The organism is Parolsenella catena (assembly GCF_003966955.1).
Classification (GTDB): domain Bacteria; phylum Actinomycetota; class Coriobacteriia; order Coriobacteriales; family Atopobiaceae; genus Parolsenella; species Parolsenella catena.
In genome coordinates, this window is sequence record NZ_AP019367.1 from 1,169,762 (window position 1) to 1,195,892 (window position 26,131).

The following is a 26,131-nucleotide window of genomic DNA, read 5'->3' on the forward strand; positions in this document are numbered from 1 at the left end:
AGACGCGAGAAAATCTTTTCGAGAAAGTTACATATCTCGTCTCTCTTCTACAAACCAGCAGCGCTCACACCATGCTCAGCCTGCTCAGTCGTAAAGCCTTCGTACTCGAGCTGATCGACAAGACCCGAGTGAGAGAATCCCATGAGACTCAGATAACTTTGGGCTTTCCTCTCAGCCTGAACGTTCCAGTCTGCCCCGCAGTTATCCGCTGCAAACGTGGCGTCATCAGTCGAGTAGCCCTCGTATTCGAGCTGCTCAACAAGGCCCCTGTGTGAGAAAGCCATCGTATTGAGATAACTCTGAGCCTTTCGAAGGGCGTTCCTCTGCGAGGTGGTCGCCTCAAGCCTGTACGTCTCCGTGTCGATTACAGCTCCACACACTGTGCATGAGCGGGTTCTTACTCCCGCCGTTATCGAACCGTCCGAAGAGACCGTTGAAGGAGTTGTTATCTCCCAATCGCCGGGAGTGTGATCAAGCTTGGGAAGTGACTTCGTCTGCTTCTCGCCACATCGAGTGCAAACGCCTTCACTGATTCCAGTTGAGCTACAAGTCGCCTCTTTTACGATTGTCCATTCGCCGACCTCATGGCCGAGCGCGCTGCCCACTGTTTCGCCACAGCGCTTGCACGTCTTGGGCTCAGTACAAGTTGCCTCAGCATAGTCGTGGCCGAGAGGCTCGCCCTCGGTCTCCTTGCATTTCTTACACGTCTTAGGTTCAGTGCACGTCGCCTCTTGCCAGTCATGACGACAAGGAAGTAGAGAAATACCTATGAGAAGCACAATTACGGCAGCAATAACACCTCCGATTATCTTAGCTTTCTTATCAATTGGCTTCTCGTCAGAATCGGAAGATTCCGTTTCATCCGAGACCTGTTCCTCAGCTGACGTAGCATCTTCAGGCTTCTCATTGGATTCTATTTCTGGAACATCGTTAGCATTGCCATCAGATTCAGACGAATCCGTTGACTCGGATTCAGAGGTGGCTAATTCGGCCTTAGCCTCACTGGGCTCCGAGTCGTGTCCATCTTCAAGAGTCTTATCAATCTCGTCGTCAGTTCCGCTACTCATACAACCCCTCCAGCCATAGGAAATGGAGAACCTTTAGCATCCTTTAAGGTTCGGTAACAAAGAACCTACCCCCCCCCAGGCCGAATAGGTCAATAGCAGAAGTCCCCTTATTCGACCAACGGGGCAGTTCGTTAATAAGTCCTAAGACGCAAAAGGGCCCATCCCGCGTGAGAAACGCGGACGAATCCGAATAGCCGACAAAGGGACTGTCCCTTTGCCATGCGGTGCACCACATCGCAGCCGAGTGCTCACGACAGCCGCGCGCACAAACCTGCACGCATAGGAGCGCTAAGAGCACAGAATGCAGGCTTGGCCCGCGCGACGTAAATCCTTGGCGGCCTTTTGACATAGTTACGGGGCGTGACGGCGTTTAAGCGCGCGAAAAGCCGCCACGGTTTGCCGGGGCGCTGGCCACACGCCTCAAGCGATGCGCTTAGCGGGTGCATGCGCGCCGAAAAGATGCCGGCATCCGAGAGGTCGAGAACGCCGTCGCGAAACATCGCGCTTAGCCGCCCTAAGCGTGGCAAATGCCCGCACGCGCCCATCCACACGCGCCCGGCAGCCCGCACACCCGCATGCACCCGCACACCCACCCGCGCGCCGAGAATGGCGAGCTTGGGACACGTGACCCACCCACGGTCGCGTATCCTAGAAGTACCGGAGATGCATGAGTCTCGCCATGGGGAGGTGCCGATGGCCAGCCCAATCAAGTCGGCAAGAAACCTAGCCCGCAAGCGCGGGGTCTTCGTCGTCTGTGGCGCGATCGCCGTCGTGTTCCTCGCCCTCGTCATCGCCGCCATGGCCTTTGCGGGGCCGCCCATTCCCCCGGTTCCGCAGGGCAACGTCCAGTTCAGGTGGATGGGAGACCGTGCGGTCTACATGCGCATCGCGAGTTCGGCCTTCTCGCTCTGGGGAGTCTCCGCCTATCTCCGTTGCCTCGACCGCAAGAACCGCATCTACCTCGCTGGCATCGCGGTCTTCCTCGTATTTTGGATGCTCGACGCCATCATCAAGTGGAAGACGCACAGCCTCTGGCTCGGCATTTTCTGCTGGTACTTCTACTACGTCCCCATGACGGTCATCCCGCTGCTCACCCTGCTGATTGGCGGGCGCGCCGCGGGCCTCGACCGCTCCCCCGCCGCCCGTAACATCAAAAACGGCCTCATTGCCCTCGCCTGCGCCCTCATCGTGCTCGTCTTCTCCAACAACCTCCATCAGCTCGTCTTCTCGTTCGACTCGCCTAACCCGGGCGTAGTGGGTGAGTATGAGTACCGCGGCGGCTACTGGCTCTTTATGATCTGGAACGTCCTCTGCTACGCCGGCTTCTTCGTCTGCCTCGCCCGCGCGTCGCGGAAGCACCTCCGTACATTCATCGCCATCATCGTGGGCGTCTTTCTTGTCGGCGTACTCTACATGCTCGGTTACGTGTTCCGCCTCCCCTTCGCAATGCGCCTCAACTTCTCGCTCGTCTACGCCTTGCTCGTAGTGACGGCCCTCGAACTCTCACTCGACCTCGGGCTCATTCCGTCCATGGTCAGGTTCGATAAATCCTTTGCGAAGATCCCCCTTGACCTGCGCATCGTCGACCTCGACGGCAAAACCTACCTCGCCACAACTAAGGCGGAGTCCGTCCGGCGCGACACCGTCCGCCACCTGCTCGAAGAACTCGCCAAGAACAAGGGCGACGGGGCCGTCTCCATACGAACGGGCGAGCACGAGGTCACGAGGGTCTGGCCCATTTCGGGCGGGGCCGCAATTCTCGCGCAGGACGTCAGCGGTCTTGACCATGTCCATGCCGAGCTCGAGCAGGTCCACGCGGAGCTCCTCCGCGACAGCGAGGTGCTTGGCGCCCAAGTGCAGGTTGCCAAGGCCCTCGCCGGCGTAGAGGCAGAGCGCAAGCTCGTCGATGAGATCGAGGCGGCTCTCGCCACGTCCCTCTCACGGGCAGCGAGAATCCTGGACACGCTTCCAGAGGGTCCCGGCCACGACGAGGAACGCCGGCGCGAGGTCGAACGGGCACGCATGCTCGTCGCTTATAGCAAGCGCAAAGGCTCCCTTGTCCTTTCAACCAGCGAGGATCCCGAGCTCAACCGAGACCGCATCGTCCTCATCGCCAACGAGCTCGCGAGCGACCTGCGCGCGGTCGGCATCGACTGCGCCGCCGCCGTCGATCTTCCCCATGCCCTCGCCACGAGCGAGATGAGCACGCTCTATGACTGCATCTATGACTTCGCCTACGTTGCGCTCGACACGAAGAAGCCCAGCCTGCTCTATCGCCTTGGCACTCGCCCCGACGGAACGGCGGAGCTCCGCGCGGTGCTCGAGTCTGACGATGATGACGACCTCCTGGCTCGACCCCAGGCGGTCGAGCTCGAGCGCACCCTCGAGGCACGTGACGTGATCTTCGTCCTTTCCGGTGACGCCGGCGAGCTCAGGCTCGTCGCGAGGGTCCGCTTGGGAGATGACGCATGATGCCCGGTGTCTTCAACGAGACATCCCTGCTCCTGCTCTTCGTGGGTAGCTTCATCAGCTGCTGCCTCCAGCTCGTCCACGTCCCCCTCACCGCAGCCGGACGCAACCGCCGCCTCGCCCTCATCGGCCTCTTCTACGAGTTAGGCGTCGCGAACCACCTCTTCCTCGCGGCGGACTACATGATTGGCGTCCTCTCGAACACAGGCACCTTCGCGGCGGACACGATCCTCGCATCCCAATGGGGTCACTTCCTCTGGGGCAATGTCATCACCGTGACATACGGCATCGCCTTTTGCATCTACCTGAAACATCCGGTGATGATTCCGGAGATAACGTTCATGGCGCTCTGTACGCCACCCGCGCTCAGACTTCTCGGCCCAAGTTGGACCATCGTCGCGATTCTTGACGTGGCGTACTTCCTGTTCAGGACCACCGCGGCGATCTGCGTCGACGCCATCCGCCGCACGGAAAAGCTCTCGAAGCTCTCCGTCATCGAGGCCGTCAACGTCATTCCGGTGGGCATCCTCGCAACAGAACACCGATCAGCTTCCGCGCTTATGAACAACACCATGCGAGACACGCTCGGCATTCTCAATCTCCCGACCGACCTTGGAGACCTTAGTGACATGTGGGAGCGCCTCGACCGCGTTGCGGAGCCCCTTCGCGCCATCGCGAATTTGCAGGGAATCCCGCTGCTTTCAGGCGAGGGAAACGAGAAGCTCCTCATTCGCCTCCCCAACGATACGTACAAGCTCTTCACTAGGGAGATATTAGAGAATGGCGAGAGGCACATGACGCTCGCGCTCGATGTGACCGACCTCGCCCTTGCCAACCGCAATCTCTGGCGGGCAAACCTCGACCTCAAAGATGCAACCGAGGCCATTCGGGAGCAGATGTCGCTCGTCGGCCTCGTCGCCGAGGGAGAGGCGCACCTAAAGATGCGAGCCCGCGTCCATGACGTCGTTGGCCAGCGTCTCTCCATCATCCACCGCTACCTCGAAGAACAGCGCATCGACAACACCTCCGTCGCGGAGCTCAAGGAGCTCATCGCCACGGTCATGAATGACCTGCGCGGGGATGCCGGGGATGCCAGCACCGCCCTCGCCGCCGTCGTCTCCGCGTTCGCCCTCGTGGGCGTAGAGATCGAGGTCACAGGCGAGCTGCCCACAAACCCTCGGGTGGCGGCGACACTCGTCGACGTCATCCGCGAGACGGCAACCAACGCCTGCAAGCACGGCCATGCCCACACGGTCGAAATCCAGCTTGGGCGCAAAGAGGCCTCGCACGGCGCCCACTACGTCACGCTCGTTGCGCATGATGATGGCGACGGCATGGCAAAGAACGCGGACATCACGAGCGGCACAGGCATCACGGGCATGAGGCGCGCCGTCGAGTCCCTCGGCGGGTTCCTCGAAATCGCGAGCAAATCCCCCTTCGTTATCAATATCGGCATTCCCGAGAGGTGATTACATGGAAACCATTGGCGTGCTGATCGTCGAGGATCAGGCGATGCTCAGGGAAAGCCTTGTCTCCACCATCGATTCCCAGCCAGACATGCATGTCGTCGCCTCGCTCGCAGACGCCGCGGAGGCACCCGCCTTCGTTGCCAGGGACGGCGTTGACCTCGCCCTCATGGACGTCTGCACCGAGAATGACTCGAGCGGCATAGTGGCAGCCAAGCGCATCAAGCAAGACTCCCCCAAGGTGCGCGTCGTCATCATGACGGGCATGCCAGACATCACCTTCGTCGAACAGGCGCGTGACGCTGGGGTCGACAGCTTCGTGTACAAGAACGTTGGCATCTCGGAGCTACTCTCCGTGATGCGCTCCACGGACTCCGGCTACTCGACCTTCCCCAAGGCTCCGGATTCCGTCTTCTCCGGAAGCGCGGCCCTCACGGATGAGGAGATCCAGATTCTTCGCCTTGTCTGCGAGGCCAAAAGTCGCAAGGAGATCGCCAGCGAGCTCTACATGAGCGAAGGCACGGTCAAGCGTCGCATCGGCGAAATCCTCGCCAAGACGGGCTATGACAACATCCTCCGCCTCGCCGTACATGCCGTGGCGGAGGGCTCCATCGTCCCGCGCATCGGCGACAAGTAGGAGCCGGCACCACGTGGCCAGCGCATAGAAATGGGGCCGGGACACTCGAAGCGTCCCGGCCCCTCGTTCATGACTTAGCTCACGAACGGACGGCTATCGCACGAAGAGCTACATGACGACGGTGCTGTAGCTGCAGATGTCGTCATAGGACTCGGTATAGTAAAGGCCGAGGTTGAGGGTGATGTTGACGAGCTGGTCAACAGAGGTGATGCCGTCATAGCTGAGTTCGGTGGTCTTGGTCTCTCCGGGCGCCAGGCTGCAGCTGAACCAGGCCTCGTGCTCGACGTCGTCGACGTAGTTCATGCCGGTAGGCGAATAGAGCGTGACGTTCTCGTTGGAGTTGTTCCTGACGGAAATGACAAGACCAACGTAGCCGTACTCGTCAGCGTACTTCGCGTCGACCGTGGCGGTGATCCACTCGTCATCAGCGATGGTCTGGACGGGATCGAGGGGGATCATGGCAGGCTCGACGTCAGAGTCCGTGGTGGAATCGGTGCCGCTGCGAGTCATGTTGGAGCGATCAGCCTCGATGATGGAAGCAAGGTCGGTCGAGTCGCCCTTCTTGAACTTGATGTGATCCGATCCGTCAGCGATGCTCATGGTGTCACCATCAAGCTTGAACTCGACGCTCTCTCCCTCCCATTCCATGGTCTTGGCCTTGGCGTCCCATGTGGCATCGTAGACGTCGCCGAACATGTCCACCTCGCACGTACCGTCCTCGGCGAAGTGGATGATCATGTGAGCATCCCAGTCCTTCATCATCTGGATAAACTCGTCATCGAGCTCTTCGCCTTCGAGGGTGCCGCCGGAAAGCTCCCAGTAGCCGACAAGCTTGGACTCAGCGGAGCCACCACCGCCGCCGCAGCCCACAAGGGCGAGGCACATGGTGAGCATGAGCGCGATGCCAACGAGCATCCTTCGCCAGAGGTTCGCCGTCTTCTTCATGTCTTGTCCTTTCTCCCGCTTGCTTTGCTAGTCGTCTCTCGGCGCCTGCCCGGGCGCGGGTGCGGAAGGGAGGCACGAACGCCCCGCGCCCGAAGCAGACGCTTATGCCACTACGGTTTCGGCGTACCGCAGCTCATGCAGAAGTTGCCGGAGTTCTTCGTGCCGCAGGACGGGCAGTACCACTCGGCAGAAGCCTGGGGGGCAGCTGGGGCTGGCTTGGGAGAGCCGCACGTTGGGCAGAAGTTACCCGTGTTGACAGCACCGCACGAGCAGGTCCAGGAACCGGCAGGAGCACCACCGGCGGCGACAGCCGCGCCCGCCATACCGGGAGCTGCCTGAGCGGGGGCCTGCCGCATCGGGGCCTGCTGAGCCGGCATCTGGGCCGCCTGCTGCTGACCCTGGGCAAACAGCTGCGCGGCGTTCATGCCGCCCATGCCACCCGCCATACCCATGCCCATGAAGCCCATGGCGGCACCGGCAGGGTTCGCCGCAGCGGTGCGCATGGCGTCGCTCTGGGCGGCCGCGATGTTTGCGGCGGCCATAGTCGGGTTGGCCATGACGGCAGCCCTCTGGAGATCACGAATCATCTGCTCCTGGTCCTCAGGGGCGCTGATCGTGTTGACGCCAAAGGCGGCGACCTCGATACCGCGACGATCGCGCCACTCGTAGCTGAGCTCCTCGTTGAGGGCGGCAGCGAGCTCCTTGGTGTGAGCCGGAACCGCGCTGTAGCGAATGCCCATCTCGGAGATACGCGCGAAGGCGGGCTGGAGCGCCGTCAGCAGCTCGCTCTTAAGCTGTGAGTCGATCAGGTCACGCGTGTAGACGGTGTCAACGTTGCCACAGACGTTCTTGTAGAACATCAGCGGGTCGACGATCTTGTAGGAGTACTCGCCGTTGCAGCGGACCGTGATATCGACATCGAGACCAATCTTGTCGTCAACGACGCGGAACGGCACGGGACTCGCGGTACCGTACTTGTTGCCGATAATCTCCTTGGTGTTGAAGTAGTAGATGCGCTGGTCCTTGCCAGTGTCACCACCGAAGGAGAAGCGCTTGCCGACTTCCTGGAAGCTCCTCTTGATGTTCTCGCCGAGATTACCCGTGAATACGGAGGGTTCGGTGCCGGTGTCATAGACGAACTTACCCGGCTCGGAGCAGACGTCGACGATGGCGCCGTCCTCGACGATGATCATGCACTGGCCATCAGCCACGGCGACGATCGAGCCGTCAGAGATGATGTTCTCCTCACCATGCTTGTTACTGCTGCGGTTACCCGTGCGCTTCTGGCCCTTCGCGGCGAGCGTGTCAGCATCGAGGGCCTCACAGTAGAAGTACTCGCGCCACTGATCGGCAAGAACGCCAGATGCCGCACCGATACCAGCCTTAAGAAGTCCCATGGTGTTTCCTTTCTCGAAGTGGCGAACGTGGTGGAGCCGGTTGGCGCGCGCACCGCGGGGCACGGCCGTTATGTACGTGCTGGAGCCGATCGAATGCGTGTCGCAAAGACGCTGCTGCTACTTCTTCTTCTCGTGGTGGATAACCTGCGTCGTGGTGTGCGTGTAGGTATCGCTCTGGGAGACAAGCTGGAAGGTGCCCCGGTCAAGGTAGTTATCCGCCTGACCAGCCTCAATCGCGCTCTTCATCTGCCCCACGAGGACAGCGCCGACGATGACGGTGATGATGACAGGAATGAGGACGATCATCGCAAGGCCCCAAAGCGGGTTATCGGACTCCATGACGGAGGCGCCGTCCATGCCGACCCACAACCCACCGAAGAGCACGGCGAAGACAACGGCGCAGATAGCGATGAGCTTGGGCTTGGAGATGGGAAGATCGCCCACGAGGCGCCCGGTCTGACCATTCATCGCGAACAGGAAGTTCTGCCCCTCCCAGCTCGTGCTCAGCATCCACACCGGAAACAGGGCGCACCTCTCGTCGTGCCAGCCGCAGTCGACGTTAGAAGACGTGCAGTCGACCGTGGCATAACCGGTCACGGTCTCGCCGAGGGCGTTCTCGACGCTCTTGGTGACGCGATGCTCCGCGCGGCAGCGGCACGCATCGACGTCCTCGTCCCAGCGATTCGCCAGGAAGCCAGGAAGGTAGGCAGAAGAATAGGTAACCAGAGACTGGTAGTCATACGGCTCGATGGAATCCATGTGGCCGTCAGGCATACGCGTGGAACCATCGACGGGAATGAGCGTGAAGGCCATGGAGCCAGAGCGCTCGCAGGTGTAGTGGTCAGTCTCGATGATCTCGTCGTCACCGCGCATATAGCTGCGGGTATTGGTTGCCTCAAACGTGGCACTGCCGTTGGCGTTGGAGTCGTAAAGCCAGAAGGGCACGTAGACGCCCTGGACCTCGTCGATGTGGTTGCCCGTCTTGAACTCGCGCGGAAGGAGGATCTTGCCCTTGTAGTGCTCGTCAAGGGCGGCGACGGCAGCCTTGTGATCAAGCTTGAAGGGAATGACGAGGTCAGGCTTGAAGTCACCCGTAAAGGTGGCTGCCTGCATGGTCTGGTTGCCGCAGTAGGGGCAACGAGAGACGGCAACGGTGCCGTCAGTCATGAGCTGGGCGCCACACGACGCGCAGACATAGCCGCCGTCAAGCGTCTGGGCGCCAGCACCCGCCGCCCGCTCCTCCGCCTTGGCCTCGGCGGTGGCGAACATGGCCTCGATCTGCGCAACCTCGAACTCGGAATCGCAATGGTCACAGACGAGCTTGCCCTTGCCGCCGTCATAGCGCAACGGACCCCCGCACGCCGGGCACTGGTAGTTGACGCTCTCGAGCCCCATACTTGCCTCCCTGCCTACAGGTTTGACTATGAAAGCGATGCCGCGGGCACAACGCCCGATCCCTTTCACCTAGGATTCTGATTCCTCGGAAGACACAATCACATGCCCACAAGGCCCCTTGCGAGCCACGGTTTGGGACAAATGGCCCAAACCGAAATCCGTCCGACAAAAAAGCCTGCCCCGCGCGAGAAACGCGAGGCAGGCCTGGAAAGTTGACAAAGGGACTGTCCCTTTGTCACCCGCCGGCAGCGAGTGCTACCGGCGGGCATGGTTGCGATAGAGCTATAGCCTGGACATCACCCGGTGTTCTGCAGGCCGGCGGAGACTCCGGCGACGGCGGAGAGGATGAGCTTGATGTAAGCGTCGCGCTCCTTGGCAGTGAGCTCCGCCTCGTGCTCGCGCAGGGCCGTGAGGGCCCGCACCTGGGAGATGGACAGGGCGTCCACGTAGGGGTTGCGCACGCGGATGGCCTGGCCAAGCACGCGGCGGTGCTGCAGCGGCCACTCGTCGCCCACGATGGCAAGCGTCCACTTGCGCGTGAGCGCCATCTCGTCCATAACCATCTTGGCGAGGTCATCGCGGTCGCCCAGAGCCAGGTAGTGGCGGGCGATGCGTCCGTCGGTCTTGGCTATGGACATCTCGATGTTATCGATGAACGTCGTGAACAGCGGCCACTCCTTGTAGGCGGCACGCAGAAGGTCGAGGTTTCCGAGCTTCTCGCACGCCGTGCCCAAACCGTACCAGGCAGCAAGGTTGATGCGAGCCTGGCTCCAGCTGAAGACCCAGGGAATCGTGCGCAGATCATCGAGCGACTTGGCGCCCAGGCCACGCTTGGCGGGACGCGAGCCAATCGGCAGGAGGCCAATCTCGACAAGCGGCGTCACGGTGGAGAACCACGGCGTGAAGTCCGGCGTGTTCAGCAGCTCGACGAAGTGGTCATGGCTTGCGTCATAGAGCTCGGCAGCCATATCCGCGTACTTCTTGGTCATCTCGGTGTTCGTCTTCTCGACGGACGGCGCGCTCTGAAGGAGCGTGGCGCCGGCGACGCTCTCGAGGTGGCGCTGGGCAAGCACGGGGTTGCCGTAACGGGCGAAGATGACCTCGCCCTGCTCCGTGAGCTTGAAGAAGCAGTTGACCGAACCGGCCGGCTGGGCGAGCACCGCGCGGTTGGCCGGGCCGCCGCCACGACCCACGGCACCGCCGCGGCCGTGCATGAGCACGAGGTCGATATGGTTGCGGCGAGCCCACTGGGCGATGCGCTCCTGGGCGGAGTGCAGCGCGAGCGTGGCAGTGGTGGGGCCGGCGTCCTTCGAGGAGTCAGAGTAGCCGAGCATGACCTCCATGCGGCGGTTCGTGGCGGCCAGACGCGTCTGGACATCCGGAAGCTTGAGCATGTCGTCGAGCACGTCCACGCAGTTCTCGAGGTCCTCGAGCTGCTCGAACAGCGGGATGACGTCGATGGTGGGCACGTCCTCGGCATGCGCGAAGGCGATGCGGTTGAGCTCGTAGACGTCGGCGACGTTCTGGGCGCTCTTCGTGAACGAGATGATGTAGCGGCGCGCCATCTTGGCGCCGTAGCGCTTCTGGATGGAGCCCAGGGCGCGGAAGGTGTCGAGGACCTCGCGCGTCATGGGGTCGAGCGCACCGCGCTCGCCGTTGCGGCCGTGCTTCTTGATGTCCGCGAGCGCACGGCTGTGCACGAGCGAGTGCTGGCGGAACTCCATCTCCACCATGTGGAAGCCAAACGTCTCCGTCTGCCAGATGAGCGTCTGGACGGGGCCGTAGGCGGCGCGGGTGGCGCCGCCGGCGACGAGCGAGCGCTGGACGATGCGCAGGTCGGAGAGGAACTCGTCGCAGCAGCGATACATCGTGTCGGAGTTGCGCACGATCGTGGCCTTGAGGCGGTCTGCCATGACGAGCATGACGGCGCGGTGCAGCTCGGACTCGCTGATGAGCTCGGCGCGGGCCGTGAGCTTCTCGCTCATCTCCACCTGGTGGTTCCACAGGTTCACGAGCTCGGCGGAGGGCTTGGTGTGGTCGACGTCGAGCGTGAGGTTGCGGCCCACACGGCGGCACTTGTCCTCGAGCGTGGCCACCATGTGCGTGAAGAACTTGGCAGCCACGGCACGGCTCACCTTGGCCGTTACGTTGGGATTGCCGTCACGATCGGAGCCGATCCAGGAGCCGGGGTGGAAGAACGCCGGGCAGAAGGGCTGGACCTTGCCGGCGTTATCGCCGAGCACCCAGTCGTCGAAGCGGCGGTAGACCTGCGGCACCATGTCGAACAGGGTGTTGTCGAAGATGTCGATGATCGTGTCTGCCTCTTCGACGGGCGTGGGCTTCTTGAGCGCGATGGAGCTCGTGCGCAGCAGCGCGTCGATCTCCTGGAGCATGTGGCGCTCGTTCTCCGCAAGGTCGGAGCCGCCCAGGTGCGGGTGCTGCTCGAGCAGGCACGCGATGCGGCGGATCTTGCCCTCGACGGCCTTGCGACGGGCCTCGGTGGGGTGAGCGGTGAACACGGGGTGGAACTCGAGGCGCGCGAGAAGCTCGTTGGCATGCTGCTCGCCGGCCTCCTCCACAAGCTGGTGGTAGGCCATGGCGAGCGCGTTGGACTCGTCGGTCTCGGAGTCGAGGGAGACCTCACGCTCGCGCTCGTGCAGCGTCTGGACGCGGAAGTTCTCCTCGGATAGGTTCGCGAGATGGAAGTAGGCGGTGAGGGCGCGCGTGAGCATGGTCTGCTGCTCAACGGTGAGGCCGCGCATGAGCTCGTAGGCGGCCTGGAAGTTCTCGTCCTCGGTGGACGCGCCGGTGGCGCTGACCACGCCGACCTCGTCCGCGGCGATGAGGTCTGCGAGGACCTCGTCGAACGTGGAGCGCAGCTCGGGCGAGTACTCGCTCAGGACCTCCCGGAGCAGGCGCAGGAACAGCTCGAGGTTGTCACGCAGGCTCTCCGGGAGCTTCACGTTGGCGAACGTCTTCGCCGCCTCCGCCTCTGCGGCGGCGCGCTGGTCGTCTCGCTTGGCGATGGTGTCTCTTTCTGTCAAGGGTGCCTCCTTGGGCTCTCCGTGCAGAATGCGTCCGCCCCCGCCGGCGCGCGGCGCGGGCAGCCTCTTTATGATAGCAGCAGCGAGGCGGTCGATGGCGACTGTAACGAGCGTGTAACGCAACGATGCCATGTATGCAAGGGCCAGTTTGCCGAGCGGTATTCTCGCTCTCACGAACGGCACTCAAGCGCGGGGCCCGGCTCATCCAGCCCATGCTCGTGGCCGTGCTCGCGCTCCCGCTCGTGAACCTCGCCTCGCAGCTACTCTAGGAAGACCGGCCCGGGGCGGCGCCCAGCGAGCCAACTGGAAGCAGACAGCCCGCAACACCGCAGCTAGGAGATATAGTGACCCACTACTCAACCGTCATCTTCGATCTGGACGGAACACTGCTCGACACGCTCGAGGACCTGCACCTCACGCTCAACCACACGCTCGCCGCGTTGGGCATGCCCACGCGCACGCTGGCCGAGACGCGCGCCTTCGTGGGCAACGGCATCCGCAGGCTCATCGAGCGCGCCGTGCCCGCCGGCACGGACGAGGCCACGGTTGCCAAGGCAAACGCCGAGTTCGACACGCACTACGCCGTCCACTGCAACGACCACACGCGCCCCTACCCCGGCGTACCCGAGCTGCTCGCACGACTTCGTGGGCGGGGCGTGCGCCTGGCCGTCGTCTCCAACAAGACGCAGTACGCCGTGGACGAGCTCGTGGGCATCCACTTTGAGGGGGCCTTCGACGCCGTGGTGGGCGTGCGGCCAGGCGTCGCGAGAAAGCCCGCCCGCGACATGGTGGACGTGGCGATCGCCGAGATGGGCGGTGTGGCGTGCGGCCCGTCTGTCTATGTGGGGGACTCCGAGGTGGACGTTGCCACGGCAGCTGCCGCCGAGCTCCCCTGCCTCTCCGTGAGCTGGGGCTTCCGCACCCCGGAGCAGCTTGCCGAGACAGGCGCCGCCACCATCTGCGCCACGGCCGATGAGCTCGAGCGCGCCCTTGACGGGACCAAGGGGACCAAAGGGGACGGGTTCGTTTGGCACCCCGGGACCAAAGGGGACGGGTTCGTTTGGCACCCCTGATGCCGCCCGCCCAATTTCCTAATTAAAGTAGGTATTAAGGCGTACCATAATCCGTGCAACTAATTCCGCACACGGAGGTACGCATGTCCATCGACACCACCTGCGTCCAGGGCGGCTATCGCCCCGGCAACGGGGAGCCGCGCCAGCTCCCCATCATCCAGAGCACCACGTTCAAGTACGACACCTCAGAGCAGATGGGCCGCCTGTTCGACCTCGAGGAGACCGGCTACTTCTACACGCGCCTGCAGAACCCCACGAACGACGCCGTGGCCGCCAAGATCGCGCAGCTCGAGGGCGGTGCGGCCGGCATGCTCACGAGCTCGGGCCAGGCCGCGAACTTCTTTGCGCTGTTCAACATCTGCGAGGCCGGCAGCCACGTGGTGGCGAGCTCCGCCATCTACGGCGGCACGTACAACCTGCTGGCCCACACCATGGCCAAGATGGGCATCGAGAGCACGTTCGTCTCGCCCGACTGCACCGACGAGGAGCTCGAGGCGGCATTCCGCCCCAACACGCGCGCCGTCTTTGGCGAGACGATCGCCAACCCCGCGCTCGCCGTTCTCGACATCGAGCGCTTCGCCGCGGCGGCGCACGCGCACAACGTGCCGCTCATCGTGGACAACACGTTCCCCACGCCGGTGAACTGCCGTCCCATCGAGTGGGGCGCCGACATCGTGACGCACTCCACCACCAAGTACATGGACGGCCACGGTGCGGGCGTGGGCGGCGCCATCGTTGACTCGGGCAAGTTCGACTGGATGGCCCACGCTGACCTCTTCCCCGGCCTCACGACGCCCGACGAGTCCTACCACGGCGTGGTCTATGCCGAGAAGTTCGGCCTGGAGGGCGCCTTCATCACCAAGGCGACCTCGCAGCTCATGCGCGACTTTGGCTCCATCCAGAGCCCGCAGAACGCCTTCATCCTGAACCTTGGCCTGGAGAGCCTGCACGTGCGCATGCCCAGGCACTGCGAGAACGGCATGGCCGTGGCCAAGTTCCTGCAGGGCAGCGACAAGGTCTCGGGCGTGCGCTTCCCGAGCCTGCCGGGCGACCCCTACCACGAGCTGGCCGAGAAGTACCTGCCGAACGGCTCGTGCGGCGTGGTGTCGTTCGAGCTCGCGGGCGGGCGCAAGGCGGCCGAGCGCTTCATGGCCGCGCTGAAGATCGCCGCGATCGAGACGCACGTGGCCGACGCGCGCACGTGCTGCCTGCACCCGGCGAGCTCCACGCACCGCCAGATGACCGACGACGAGCTCATGGCAGCGGGCATCTCGCCGGCCATGGTGCGCATGAGCTGCGGTCTCGAGGGCACCGACGACCTCGTCGCCGACATCGCCCAGGCGCTGGAGCAGGCGTAAGGCGCCAGCAATCCGGCAGACGGTGACAGTTTGACCTCGTCCCCACGCGTCACCGCGATAGCGAAAAAGCCCCGCCCCTCTAATCGCATCGAGGGGCGGGGCTTGTTAGAAAACGTCCTGGGAGACGAGGTTTAGGCGGATCGAGCGGGCGGACCAAACGAACCCGTCCCCTTTGGTCCCTTTGGTGCCTACTCCTTGGGCATCTGGGCCTCGTTGGTCTCGGCGACCTGGTCCTGCTCGTGCTTGCCGTCCTCGTCGCGCTCAAGCTCGGGGATGAGCATGCGGTAGGCGTTCTCGGTGGCGTTCTTGCGCGAGCTCTTCTTGGAGTACATCTTCACCGCGCCCGCGGACTTGGCCACGGCCTGCAGCGTGCCGGCGCCGGCCACGCAGCCGCCCGGGCACGCCATGCCCTCGAGCAGGTAGCCATTGTACTTGCCCTTCACGGCCATGCGCATCATCTTGCGGCACTCGTCGAGGCCCTCGGCATTGGCCACGTTGACCTCGCGGTCCGGGTAGCGGCGGTGGATCGCGTTCACCACGGCGTTGGCCACGCCACCGGCCACGGCAAAGCCTCGGCCGTCGGCGCTCGCCACGTCAAAGTCGCCGCCCTCGCCGGCAAGCTTGGTGTAATCGATGTCCTTGGCCTGCATCATGCCGGCCATTTCCTCGAACGTGAGCACGAAATCGACCTCGCTCTTGACGCTCTTGCGCATGGCCTCGAGCTTCTTGGCCGAGCACGGCCCCACGAACACGATCTTGGCGTTGGGGTGCTGCCGGCGGATGAGCCTGGCCGTGAGCGTCATGGGCGTGAGCGCCATGGAGATGCAGCCCGCGTGCTCCGGGAACTCCTTCTTGGCCATGACCGACCATGCCGGGCAGCAGCTCGTGCCCATGAACGGAATCTTCTCGGGCACCTCGTCGAGGAAGTCCTCGGCCTCCTCCACCGTGCACAGGTCGGCGCCCAGGGCCACCTCCTCCATGCCGGCAAATCCCAGCTCCTTGAAGGCCTCGCGCAGCTTGTCCACGTTGCCCTTGCCGCCAAACTGGCCCACGAAGGCGGGCGCTACCTCGGCGATGACCTCGTCACCCGCGTTGATGGCCATGATCGTCTGGAAAATCTGGCTCTTGTCGGCGATGGCGCCAAACGGGCAGTTCACGAGGCACTGGCCGCAGCTCACGCACTTCTCGTAGTCGATCTCTGCGCGGCCGTGCTCGTCAGAGCCAATCGCGTGCATGCCGCACGCGTCGGCGCAGGGGCGCACATGGTGGTGAATGGCGTGGTAGGGGCACACGTTGGCACAGCGGCCGCACTTGATGCACTTGTCGTGGTCGATGAACGCCTTCTTGTCCCTGAACGAGATGGCGCCCTTGGGGCAGATCTCTCGGCAGGGGTGCGCCAGGCAGCCCTGGCAGGCGTTGGGCATCACGCGGTAGACGTTGTCCTCGCAGGCGTTGCAGGCAAACTTGATGACATTGACCAGCGGCGGCTCGTAATAGGTCTCCGGCACGGCGGCCTTCTTGATGCCGTCGGAGACCGTCTCCGGGCGGTCGAGGTCCTGCAGCGGCAGGCCCATCGCCAGGCGGATGCGCTCCTGGACGATGGCGCGCTCGAGAAACACCGACTCGCGGTAGGTCGCCACGTCGCCAGGCACGATCTCGTACGGAAGCTGCTGGAGCTGGGCGGCCGTGTCGTCGACGGACGCCTCGCCCTTCTCGTTGGCCGAGGCGTACGCGATCCTCGCGACCTCGGCGAAGACGCGACGCCTGATCTCGGTCAGGTTCGTGTACACGCCACGCATGGTTCCAGACATGGATGTCCTCTCCTAGAAGGTTGCCCCATCCCCATGGGGCCCCGCAGCGCCCGGCATCCCCATGCCCGGCGACGCGCACGTCTTGTCCCGGCACCCGCGCAGCGAGGGACCTTCGCGCGCAGATGCCTAGGCAGTCATGTACATCTTAGCAGCTGGAGACTAGCGCGGAAAAAAAACGGAATACCGTTCGGGATACGGAACGGCAAGCTCAAGACGCTTGCCCGTGACGGGATGCGCGAGCGCCTCGGAGGCGGCGTGGAGCATGAGCGGGGCGCGGCCGGAGCGGTCTGCCGGCACGCCGTAGAGGGCGTCTCCCAGGATGGGATAGCCACGGCTTGCGAGGTGCACGCGGATCTGGTGCTTGCGGCCCGTCTCGAGAGTGAGCTCGAGCAGCGAGAGACGCGCACGGCGAGGGCCTGCCACGTCAAGCACGCGCACGCGGGTACGGCTCGGCTTGCCCACGCGAGCGTCCACGCGCATGCGACGGGCGTCATGGCGGTCACGGGCGAGGGCCGCGTCTATCACGCTCAGGCCCTCGGGCACCTCGCCGCGCACGATGGCCAGGTAGCGCTTCTCGATGCCGTCATGGGAGGCAACGAGCGCGTCCAGCCTGGGCTGAACGGCCTTGTCCAGGCAAAAGAGCACAAGGCCGGTGGTGTCGGCGTCCAGGCGCTGCACGGCCTGGAGCTGGGCGGCCGCCTCGTCGCGGCCCTCGCGCTCGAGGTGGGCCCGCACGACGTCCGTGAGCGTCGCCGTCCCCGTGCCGTCCCCGTGGACGATGAGACCGGCGGGCTTGTCGGCCGCGAGGAGCCACTCGTCCTCGTAGACGACCGCCGGCGCGGCGGGGGCCTCGTGGGTCCCCGCGGCGCCGGCGGCGTTGTGTCCCTTGTTGGGCCCCACGCTAGGCGAGGCGCTCGGCCACGCGCGCGGCGAGCTCGTCCATGGGCACGCTCACCTGCTCGTGGGTGCCCATGTCGCGGATCGTGGCCGTGTGTGCGGCCACCTCGTCCGGGCCGATGACGACGCACAGGCTGGCGTTGTGCTTGTCGGCCTGCTTGAACTGGGCCTTGAGCGAGCGGCCCTGGTAGTCTGCCTCGGTGCGGATGCCCGCGCGGCGCAGCGCAAGCGTGGCCGAGAACACGGCCGGGCGCATCTCTGCCTCGGTGCCAGCCACATAGACGCAGCTCGGCTCCTCGCCGCCCAGGTTCACACCCTCGGCCTCCAGCGCGAGCATGACGCGCTCGAAGCCCACGGCGAATCCGATGCCGGGCGTGGGCTTGCCGCCCTCGAGCTCCATGAGGCCGTCGTAGCGGCCGCCGCCACCGATGGCGCCGATGGCGGGGTCTGGCGTGTAGTCAACCTCGAAGACGGTGCGCGTGTAGTAGTCAAGGCCGCGCACGAGCGTCGGGTCCTCCTCGTAGGCGATGCCCGCCTCGTCCAGGTAGCGCTTGACCTGCTCGTAGTGGGTGGCGCACTCCTCGCATAGGTTCTCATGGGCCAGCGGGGCTGCGGCCATGACCTCGCGGCAGTGGTCGTTCTTGCAGTCGAAGGCGCGCAGGGGGTTTATCTCCGCACGCTCGCGGCACTCCTCGCACATCTCGTCGGCATGGTCGAGGATGAACTGGCGGACCTTCTCGCGATAGGCCGGGCGGCATGCGGCGTCACCCATGGAGTTGATGGCCAGGTGCAGGTGGGCAGGGTCGATGCCCAGCGCACGGTAGAAGTCCATGAGGATGATGATGCACTCGGCGTCCGCCGCCGGGTCAGGAGCGCCCAGCCACTCGACGCCCACCTGGTGGAACTGGCGCAGACGGCCCTTCTGCGGGCGCTCGCCGCGAAACATCGGCTCGGCATACCACAGCTTCACCGGGGCCCCGCCCTGCGGAACGAAGTTGTTCTCCACCGCGGCACGCACCACACCCGCCGTACCCTCGGGGCGCATGGCCAGGCGCTGCTTGGGCTTGAGGCCCGCGTCGGAGCCGGCCGCGAACACGCGGTCGAGCAGCGCGCCGGAGAAGACGCGGAACATCTCCTTGCGCACCACGTCCGTGGACTCGCCGATACCGTGCACGAACGTGGAGACCTGCTCCATCGCCGGCGTCTCGATGGCCGCAAAGCCGTACGGCGCAAACGTCTGCCGCGCAACGGCCTGCATGCGCTCCCAGGCACGCATGCGCGCGCCAAACAGGTCCTCGGTGCCCTCTGCCTTGTTCGCCATGTGGCATCCCTCTCACTCGCTATGTAACTGGTTGAGTATAACGCGGGCAGCTCGAACGTGACCACAGGGCGGCAGCGTTATCATGGCGTCCGAGAAAACGCACGCCAACGTGAGGAGACCCACATGCACCTGTTCCGCAACGACTACTCCGAGGGCGCCGCGCCCCAGATCATGGACGCCGTCGCCGCGTGCGGCGGCGAGCAGAGCGTTGGCTACACGGAGGGCGACGCCCACTGCGAGCACGCCCGCGAGCTCATCCGCGAGGCCTGCGGCTGCCCAGACGCCATGGTCGAGTTCTGCATCGGCGGCACGAGCGCCAACGTCATCTGCCTGTCCGGCATGCTGCGCGACTGGGAGGGCGCCATCTGCACGCGAGACGCCCACATCATCGTGCACGAGACGGGCGCGCTGGCCGCATGCGGCCGCACGTCGCTGCCCACCGACGACGCGGACGGCTTCCTCACGCCGGAGGCCGCCGAGCGCGTCTACCAGTTCCAGATGGGCACGGGCCGCCACATGACGCGCCCGGGCGCCATCTACATCACCGACACCACCGAGCTGGGCGGCGTGTGGAGCCGCGAGCGCTTTGACGCCATCTGCGACTGGGCACGCGGCCACGACCTGGGCATCTTCTTGGACGGGGCGCGCCTGGGCAGCGCGCTCACGGCGCCTGGCAACGACCTTACGCTCGAGCACATCGCAAGCCGCGTGGACGCGTTCTACATCGGCGGCACCAAGAACGGCATGCTCATGGGCGAGGCCATCGTCATCTGCGGCCACGGCGAGCACGCGCAGCGCCTGCGCGAGGCGTTCCCCTACCTGCAGAAGGAGCGCGGCGGCCTTCTCGCGAAGGGATTTCTGCTGGGCGCGCAGTTCGAGGCGGCGTTCGAGGCCGCCAAGGGCTCCGAGGCCCTGTACTGGCAGCTTGCGAGGCATGCCAACGAGTGCGCCGACCGCCTGCGCCAGGGCCTCGTGGCCGCCGGTCTCGATCTGTACGGCAACTCCACGAGCAACCAGGTCTTCGTCACGGTGAGCGAGGACCAGGAGGCTCGCCTCGCCCAGGCCGCCGGCTGCGAGACGTTCTACGTGTTGGCAGACGGCCGGCGCGTCGTCCGCTTCGTGTGCTCGTGGGCCACGGCCGCCGAGGACGTCGACGAGCTTCTCGGCCTCGTGCGCGAGCTGGCGTAGCCTGCGCGGCTACGGCGCGTCCCGGGACCAAAGGGACCCGTCCCCTTTGGTCCCTACCTCGGACAGGACGATGCCGGCAAAGATCAGCACGAAGCCCGCGAGCAGGCGGGGCGTGAGCGTCTCGTAGCCAAACGCCACGGAGAACGCCACGCCGCTGGGACTCTCGAGCGAGGAGAGCAGGGCGCCGCTCGTGGGGTCCACCTTCGTGAGCGCGTAGTTGAGCACGGCAAGGCACCCAAACGAGCACACGAGCGCGAGAAACGCGAGCGCGCACACGTTGCCGGGCGTGAACGCCTCGGCTGCGGGCGGCGCCTCCACGAGCACGTGGCCCACGCCCACGATGGCCGTGATCGTGAGGAACTGCCAGAAGGTGAGCGCCCAGACGTCGCGCCCGCGGCCCTCATGCGCCACGATGACCATCTCGAGCGCGTAGAACACCGAGCCCGCGAGCGTGAGCGCGTCGCCCACGTTGAGCGGCAGGCCGTTGTCCAGCACGACGAACCCCGCGCCCACGAGGCTCACGAGCGCGGCGATGACGCTCATGCGCCGCGGCGCGCCGCGTCCCAGCAACCACGCGCACAGCGGCACGAGCACGCAGTACACGCCCGTGAGAAACGCGTTCTTGCCCGGCGTGGTGTAGACGATGCCGTAGGTCTGCAGCACATACGCCGCGCCGTAGAACGCGCCAAGCAGCACTCCCACGCGCACGACGGGCGCCGAGAGGTTGTCGCGGATGCGGCGCCAGAACACCGCGAGCATGACGACGGAAGACGCGCCAAAGCGCACGAGCAGAAGCCAGAACACCGGAAGGCTCGCCGTGACGTCCTTCATCACGAAGAACGAGAAGCCCCAGGCCAGGGCACACGCCACGATGAGCAGCTTGTTGAACCATTCCGTGCCGAGGAGGCCCCGCATCCGGACAAGGGACGTGGCGGCGCTGCCACCGTTCTCGCCCACGCGCTACACCAGGTCGAAGTCGAAGTAGTTGTCGAGCACCTCGTTGGCGGCGCTCACGTCCTGCCTCACCGTCGCCGACCCGCGAAAGCCCAGCACGTAGCAGCCGGCGGCAAGGCCGCTGCGCACGCCGGCCGGAGAGTCCTCCACCACCACGGTGTGGGCGGGGTCAACGTGCAGGTAGTCCATGGCGGTCTGGTAGGGCATGGGGTCGGGCTTGTGGCGCTCCACCATGTCGCCGGTGACGATGCAGTCGAACATCGAGGCAAGCTCGAAGCGGTCGAGGCCCACGAGGATGTGCGAGGAGACCGTCGTGGAGACGAGGCCGGTGAGGACGCCGGCCGCACGCAGGCGGCGCAGGACGCCGTGGACGCCGGGCAGGGTGTCCGCCTCGGGCATGCGGTAGCTCACGGCCTCGATGGCGCCGGCGTCGATGCACTCGCGCTTGGCGGCAAAGAACTGCTCGGCCGTGACGTCGATGCCGTACTTGGCGCCGATGGTCGGGATGGTGGTCTTGCCGTCCTGGCCGCACATCGTGAGGCAGTCCTCGAACGTGGCCGGTATGCCCATGCGCCCGAACACCACGACGTTGCGACGTGCCGCGATGGGCTCTGAGTCGATGAGGACGCCATCGCAGTCGAACAGGACGCAGTCGATTCTCTCGGGACGTGACATGTGGCTCTCCCCTGCTAGCTTGGTCAGTCGGATGCTCATTCTAGCAGCTGCCCCGGTGACACTTGGGGCGGGGCCAAACTGTCACCGCCCTGGGGACTGGCGAGCCGTCCCCGGTGTCTCGCATCCTCGCTCCAAACGAAAACGGGCCGAGGACGTAGGTCCCCGGCCCGATGCATTCGATGGAGCCAGCTACCAGACTTGAACTGGTGACCCCCGCTTTACGAGAGCGGTGCTCTACCAACTGAGCTAAGCTGGCAACTCCATGTGCCTTCGCGCTGTGCGCGTCAGCGAATAAGAACTATAGCGGAAAGCCCCACGGGCGCGCAAGTCCCAATCAAAGAAAATTTCTCGGCTCCACCGCTCGCAAATAAGCCGCTGCTCGCAGGCATGCTTCGCCATAGAATCGCACCTGGTGGGCACACATCGACACATCGACACATCGGGAGACATCATGGCAGACAGCATTCGCCTCGCAACCATCGGCACGTCCATGATCAGCGACGACCTCATCGCGGCCGCGCGCCAGGTCGAGGGCATCGAGTACGTGGGCACGCTGTCGAGAAACCCCGTGAACGCCCGCGAGTTCACCGAGAAACACGGCGGGCACCGCCCGTTCACCTCGCTCGAACAGCTCGCGAACTGCCCCGACGTCGACGCCGTCTACATCGCCACGCCCAACGCCTGCCACTACGAGCAGGCACTCGCCTGCGTGCGCGGCGACAAGCACGTGCTGGTCGAGAAGCCGCTGTGCTCCAACCGCTACGAGGCGCAGTCGCTCTACGCGGCAGCCGAGCTGCACCACGTCGTGGCGCTCGAGGCCATGCGCCCCGTCCACGACCCCGCCTGGGCCCAGATCTGGCGCGAGCTGCCCCGCCTGGGCCGCCTTCGCCGGGCGACCTTCCGCTTTGGCAAGTACTCCTCGCGCTATGACGACGTGAAGGCCGGGCGCCACACGAACATCTTTGACGCGAGCATGGCCTCCGGTGCCCTCATGGACCTGGGCGTCTACTGCATCGAGCCCATGGTGGCGCTCTTTGGCGTCCCCGAGCGCGTCGTCGCCGCGCCCACGCTCATCTCGGACGCGCAGACGGCCTCCACGAACGGCATCATCGACGGCGCCGGCTCCGTGCTGTGCTCCTACGGCCGCCGCTCGGGCACGCCGGGCCTGGTGGTGGAGCTCGCCTACTCAAAGATCAGCACGGACCTGCTCCCCTGCCAGATCGAGGGAGACCTGGGCACGCTCACGCTCGACGCCATGAGCGTGCCACAGGCCGCAAGCGTCATGGTGCGCGGCCAAGCCGTGCGCGGGGCGGCCACGACCAAGGCCAACGCCGTGGGCAGCGTCACCGAGCAGCTCGCCATCGAGCCGTGCGACAACAACATGGTGTTCGAGCTGCGCGACTTCGTGAGCGTCGTGCGGGGCGAGAAGCTCGACACGCTCTGGGGCTCGGGCATGGACGCACGCGGCGCGGAGTCGAGCTTCACCGACGTCACGCTCGACGCCTTGGCCGTCTGCGACGAAATCCGCCACCAGGCGGGCATCCACTTCCCGGCAGACTTCCGCGTGGAGTAGCGGCGCTGGGGGCAAACACCAATAACGGCGAGAAGCGCGCAGGCCACACTGCCGAGCCAGAAAAAACGTGCCGAACACACCTATTTCTCGGCCAAATGGCCGCAGATTAGGTGCGTTCGGCACGAAAAGCGAGGTAGCGCATCAGATAGGTGCGCTTGGCACGACAAGCGCGGGCATGCGCCTAGCCCAGAAGCAGCAGCACCTCACGCTTTGCCTCAAGCGAGGCAGGCGTGAGCAGCCACTCGGCGCGTTGCCCGCGGGCGCAGTCGATGTCCACCTCGCCCACGATGCCGCTCGGGACTCCGGCCGTGGGGTTGCCACCCATGACGAGGATGCGGTCGGCCATCTCGACGGCCTCGTCCACGTCATGCGTCACGAGCACGCACGACATTCCCAGGTCGCTCACGAGCGAGAGGAACCAAGAGCGCATGTCCTGTCGCGTGAGGGCATCAAGGGCGCTGAACGGCTCGTCCATGAGCACCACGTCGTTGTCCATGAGGTAGGTCCGCAGGAGCGCCGCACGCTGGCGCATGCCGCCCGACAGCTCGCTGGGATAGCTGTCCTGCGTGCCGTTGAGCCCGAAACGCTCGAACAGCGGCTCGGCCTTCTCGCGCGCCGCCGCACGGGGCGTGCCCGCAAGCGTCAGCGGCAGGCAGACGTTGGCCATGATCGTGCGCTGGGGAAGCAGCAGGTCCTTCTGCAGCATGTAGGAGACGCGACCGGGCCTGCCCGTGACGTCCTCGCCATGCAGAAGCACGCTGCCCGAGACGGGCGTCGTGAGGCCGGCCATGCCGTGGAACAGCGTGGACTTGCCGCATCCCGAGCGGCCGACGAGGCACACCATCTCGCCCGGCGCCACGGCAAGCGACACGTCGCTCACCGTGGGCGTCTCGGAGTCCTCCCAGGCAAGCGTGAGGTTACGCACCTCGAGGGCCGGCGTGGCCGCCTGGCCCGCAGCCGGTCCGCACTCGGCCGCGCCGAGCCCGCGCGCGCCAGGCTCGGGCGCCACGTTCGCGTCATGCGTGGGGGCCATGCGCTACTGCTCCAGGTAGTCCATGGAGAAGCCGCCGTTGACGTCGAGCGCCACGGGCGTGAGCTGGTTGTCGTTCATCCACGTGTAGAACGCGGCCCAGCGCTTGGGGTCGATGATGCCCCAGCTCGAGGCGTCGGCGGTGTACTGGTCGGCGAGGTACTCGGCACTGGCCTTCGCAAGCTCGGCGTCGGTCTCGGGGGCGGCGTCGCACAGGATCTGGGCGGCCTCGTCCGGGTTCGTCACGCAGAACTCGTAGCCCTTCTTTGTGGCGCGCAGGAAGGCCTTGGCCACCTCGGGGCTGTTGGCGAGGAAGTCGTTGTTGGCCACGACGACGGGCGTGTAGTAGTCAAACACCGAGTCGATGCTGCGGAAGGACCAGTAGTCGCAGGAGAGGTCCTGGAGCTTGGCGTTCTGCAGGCCCCAGCCCTCGTAGCCCCACACGCAGTCGAACTGGTTGGACTTCAGGCCGCTGACCTCGTCACCGGAGGGAACGAGCTGGACCTTGGAGAAGTCGCCGCCGTCGGTCTCGACGACGCTCTTGACCATGGCCTTCTCCACATCCTGGTCCCAGGTGCCGTAGCGCTTGCCCTCCATGCCCTTGGGGCGGTCGATGCCCTCCCCGGCGCGGCTCATGATGCCGGAGGTGTTGTGCTGGATGGTCGCCGCGATGGCCGTGACGGGCAGCTGGTCATCGGAGCCCAGATAGTTGGCCATGACGTCCTGGTAGCTCATGCCAACCTGGGCCTTGCCGGTGCCCACGAGCGCGTCGGCGCCGTCCTCGGGCGGCTGCACGACCTCCACGTCGAGGTTCTCGTCGGCGTAGTAGCCCTTGGCGATGGCCACGTAGATGCCGGAATGGTTGGTGTTGGGGGTGTAGTCGAGCACGAAGGTGAGCTTCGTGGCGTCGCCGGAGGCGGCGTCCGTGGCGGCCTCGGTCGTGGCGGCGGCGCCAGAGCCCCCGCAGGCGGCGAGGCCGGTCATGGCGGCGGCAGCGGCCGCGCCGGCGACGAAGGAGCGACGAGAGATTGACTTGCTCATTGATCCTGATCCTTTCTTTCTGCCCTCTCCCAGGGCATGGAGACGCGACGCAGCAGGCTCACGAGGGCCATAAGCGCCAGGGAGAGCGCGGAGATGATGAGAATGACGGCGAACATCTTGTCGTAGGAGTAGGACTTGCGCACGCGCGTCATGTAGACGCCCAGGCCCACGAAGCCGCCGAGCCACTCGGAGACCACCGCACCCACGACGGCGTAGGTGGCGCTAATGCGCAGGCCCGCGAAGAACTCGCTCATGGCCGCCGGCAGCTTGGCGATCCAGAAGATCTGGCGGCGGCTCGCGCGCATCGTGCGCATGAGGTCGATGATATCCGGGTCCACGCTGCGAAAGCCGCTCGCGAGCGACACCGTGATGGGGAAGAACGTTCCCAGCACCACGAGCAGCACCTTCGGCATGAGGCCGTAGCCAAACCACAGCACGAGAAGCGGGGCGATGGCCACGGTGGGGATGGTCTGCGACACGGTGACGATGGGGTCGAGCGCGCGATAGACCACCTCGAAGCGGTCCATGAGAACGGCCACGGCAAAACCCACGAGCACACCCAGCGCAAGGCCGAGGACCGCCTCGGCGATCGTGGTGCCCGAGTGGCTCACAAGCAGGGGCAGGTCGCCCACGAGCGCCTCGACGACCTGGACGGGGCTCGGCAGCAGGTAGGTGGGCACGAGGCCCGCCATGCAGACAAGCTGCCAGACGACGATGAGGCTCGCGAGGGTGACGGTGGGCGCCAGCCAGCATCGGCGGGCAGGCGCGTTGTTCGCGCGCGTGGCCATGG

The 26,131-nt window shown here is 65.1% G+C and carries 21 protein-coding genes and 1 tRNA gene; 8 read left to right on the forward strand and 14 right to left on the reverse strand.

Annotation, left to right across the window (positions count from 1 at the left end; translation table 11 throughout):
- Positions 1-47: 47 nt before the first annotated feature.
- Positions 48-1,067: an Ltp family lipoprotein gene (locus Pcatena_RS08185; RefSeq protein WP_198433388.1), complete on the reverse strand. Its 1,020-nt coding sequence runs from the start codon at positions 1,065-1,067 to the stop codon at positions 48-50.
- Positions 1,068-1,760: 693 nt separating this feature from the next.
- Between Pcatena_RS08185 and Pcatena_RS05325 the strand changes: the two genes are divergently transcribed.
- The 3 genes from Pcatena_RS05325 to Pcatena_RS05335 are packed head-to-tail and all read left to right on the forward strand — an operon-like array spanning position 1,761 to position 5,639.
- Entirely contained in the window at positions 1,761-3,539 is a 1,779-nt protein-coding gene (locus Pcatena_RS05325) for a histidine kinase N-terminal 7TM domain-containing protein (RefSeq protein ID WP_172596385.1), read from the forward strand.
- A complete protein-coding gene (locus tag Pcatena_RS05330; protein ID WP_126422322.1) occupies positions 3,536-5,005 on the forward strand; it encodes a sensor histidine kinase in 1,470 nt (489 codons plus the stop codon). The genes Pcatena_RS05325 and Pcatena_RS05330 overlap by 4 nt, the downstream gene beginning before the upstream one ends.
- 4 nt (positions 5,006-5,009) lie before the next feature.
- Positions 5,010-5,639 (forward strand): response regulator transcription factor, encoded by a 630-nt coding sequence (locus Pcatena_RS05335; RefSeq protein WP_126422324.1) that lies wholly within the window; start codon positions 5,010-5,012, stop codon positions 5,637-5,639.
- Between the two features lie 108 nt (positions 5,640-5,747).
- Here Pcatena_RS05335 and Pcatena_RS05340 read toward each other — a convergent pair whose 3' ends face one another.
- The 4 genes from Pcatena_RS05340 to Pcatena_RS05355 form a co-directional block, all read right to left on the reverse strand.
- The gene (locus Pcatena_RS05340) at positions 5,748-6,584 is read right to left on the reverse strand and encodes a hypothetical protein (RefSeq protein WP_126422327.1); all 837 of its coding nucleotides are present in this window, start codon (positions 6,582-6,584) and stop codon (positions 5,748-5,750) included.
- A 110-nt stretch (positions 6,585-6,694) separates the two neighbouring features.
- Complete coding sequence (locus Pcatena_RS05345) at positions 6,695-7,981, reverse strand: SPFH domain-containing protein (protein ID WP_126422329.1); 1,287 nt, start codon at positions 7,979-7,981, stop codon at positions 6,695-6,697.
- Between the two features lie 117 nt (positions 7,982-8,098).
- The gene (locus Pcatena_RS05350; RefSeq protein ID WP_126422331.1) at positions 8,099-9,376 is read right to left on the reverse strand and encodes a hypothetical protein; all 1,278 of its coding nucleotides are present in this window, start codon (positions 9,374-9,376) and stop codon (positions 8,099-8,101) included.
- Between the two features lie 296 nt (positions 9,377-9,672).
- Positions 9,673-12,420: a phosphoenolpyruvate carboxylase gene (locus Pcatena_RS05355; protein WP_232619830.1), complete on the reverse strand. Its 2,748-nt coding sequence runs from the start codon at positions 12,418-12,420 to the stop codon at positions 9,673-9,675.
- A 134-nt stretch (positions 12,421-12,554) separates the two neighbouring features.
- Here Pcatena_RS05355 and Pcatena_RS08295 point away from each other — a divergent pair, with 134 nt between their 5' ends.
- The 3 genes from Pcatena_RS08295 to Pcatena_RS05365 all read left to right on the forward strand — a co-directional run bounded on the left by Pcatena_RS08295 (position 12,555) and on the right by Pcatena_RS05365 (position 14,851).
- Positions 12,555-12,689, forward strand: coding sequence for a hypothetical protein (locus tag Pcatena_RS08295; protein WP_269777006.1), 135 nt, complete (start codon positions 12,555-12,557; stop codon positions 12,687-12,689).
- Positions 12,690-12,764: 75 nt separating this feature from the next.
- Positions 12,765-13,493, forward strand: coding sequence for an HAD family hydrolase (locus Pcatena_RS05360; RefSeq protein ID WP_126422334.1), 729 nt, complete (start codon positions 12,765-12,767; stop codon positions 13,491-13,493).
- 83 nt (positions 13,494-13,576) lie between these two features.
- The gene (locus tag Pcatena_RS05365) at positions 13,577-14,851 is read left to right on the forward strand and encodes an O-acetylhomoserine aminocarboxypropyltransferase/cysteine synthase family protein (protein WP_126422336.1); all 1,275 of its coding nucleotides are present in this window, start codon (positions 13,577-13,579) and stop codon (positions 14,849-14,851) included.
- Between the two features lie 188 nt (positions 14,852-15,039).
- Here Pcatena_RS05365 and Pcatena_RS05370 read toward each other — a convergent pair whose 3' ends face one another.
- The 3 genes from Pcatena_RS05370 to hisS all read right to left on the reverse strand — a co-directional run bounded on the left by Pcatena_RS05370 (position 15,040) and on the right by hisS (position 18,880).
- Entirely contained in the window at positions 15,040-16,662 is a 1,623-nt protein-coding gene (locus Pcatena_RS05370; RefSeq protein ID WP_126422338.1) for a 4Fe-4S dicluster domain-containing protein, read from the reverse strand.
- 159 nt (positions 16,663-16,821) lie between these two features.
- Positions 16,822-17,562 carry an RluA family pseudouridine synthase gene (locus tag Pcatena_RS05375; RefSeq protein ID WP_126422340.1) on the reverse strand — a complete coding sequence of 247 codons (741 nt, stop codon included), beginning with the start codon at positions 17,560-17,562 and terminating at the stop codon, positions 16,822-16,824.
- A gap of 1 nt (position 17,563) precedes the next feature.
- A complete protein-coding gene (hisS, locus tag Pcatena_RS05380; RefSeq protein ID WP_126422342.1) occupies positions 17,564-18,880 on the reverse strand; it encodes a histidine--tRNA ligase in 1,317 nt (438 codons plus the stop codon).
- 123 nt (positions 18,881-19,003) lie between these two features.
- Between hisS and Pcatena_RS05385 the strand changes: the two genes are divergently transcribed.
- Positions 19,004-20,068: a threonine aldolase family protein gene (locus Pcatena_RS05385; RefSeq protein ID WP_126422344.1), complete on the forward strand. Its 1,065-nt coding sequence runs from the start codon at positions 19,004-19,006 to the stop codon at positions 20,066-20,068.
- A 9-nt stretch (positions 20,069-20,077) separates the two neighbouring features.
- Here the strand turns inward: Pcatena_RS05385 and Pcatena_RS05390 are convergent, their stop codons facing one another.
- From Pcatena_RS05390 to Pcatena_RS05400, 3 genes are all read right to left on the reverse strand, one after another.
- Entirely contained in the window at positions 20,078-21,025 is a 948-nt protein-coding gene (locus Pcatena_RS05390) for a DMT family transporter (RefSeq protein WP_126422346.1), read from the reverse strand.
- A gap of 3 nt (positions 21,026-21,028) precedes the next feature.
- Complete coding sequence (locus Pcatena_RS05395) at positions 21,029-21,697, reverse strand: HAD family hydrolase (protein ID WP_172596386.1); 669 nt, start codon at positions 21,695-21,697, stop codon at positions 21,029-21,031.
- A 180-nt stretch (positions 21,698-21,877) separates the two neighbouring features.
- Positions 21,878-21,953: transfer RNA gene (locus Pcatena_RS05400), tRNA-Thr, on the reverse strand.
- Between the two features lie 195 nt (positions 21,954-22,148).
- Between Pcatena_RS05400 and Pcatena_RS05405 the strand changes: the two genes are divergently transcribed.
- Positions 22,149-23,270 (forward strand): Gfo/Idh/MocA family protein, encoded by a 1,122-nt coding sequence (locus tag Pcatena_RS05405; protein WP_126422350.1) that lies wholly within the window; start codon positions 22,149-22,151, stop codon positions 23,268-23,270.
- A 181-nt stretch (positions 23,271-23,451) separates the two neighbouring features.
- Here the strand turns inward: Pcatena_RS05405 and Pcatena_RS05410 are convergent, their stop codons facing one another.
- From Pcatena_RS05410 to Pcatena_RS05420, 3 genes are read right to left on the reverse strand one after another with little or no spacing between them, the layout of a single operon-like run.
- Positions 23,452-24,303: an ABC transporter ATP-binding protein gene (locus Pcatena_RS05410; RefSeq protein ID WP_126422352.1), complete on the reverse strand. Its 852-nt coding sequence runs from the start codon at positions 24,301-24,303 to the stop codon at positions 23,452-23,454.
- A gap of 3 nt (positions 24,304-24,306) precedes the next feature.
- Positions 24,307-25,341, reverse strand: a complete 1,035-nt coding sequence (locus Pcatena_RS05415) for an ABC transporter substrate-binding protein (RefSeq protein WP_126422354.1) — start codon at positions 25,339-25,341, stop codon at positions 24,307-24,309.
- Complete coding sequence (locus Pcatena_RS05420; RefSeq protein WP_126422356.1) at positions 25,338-26,129, reverse strand: ABC transporter permease; 792 nt, start codon at positions 26,127-26,129, stop codon at positions 25,338-25,340. The genes Pcatena_RS05415 and Pcatena_RS05420 overlap by 4 nt, the downstream gene beginning before the upstream one ends.
- Positions 26,130-26,131 lie beyond the last annotated feature (2 nt).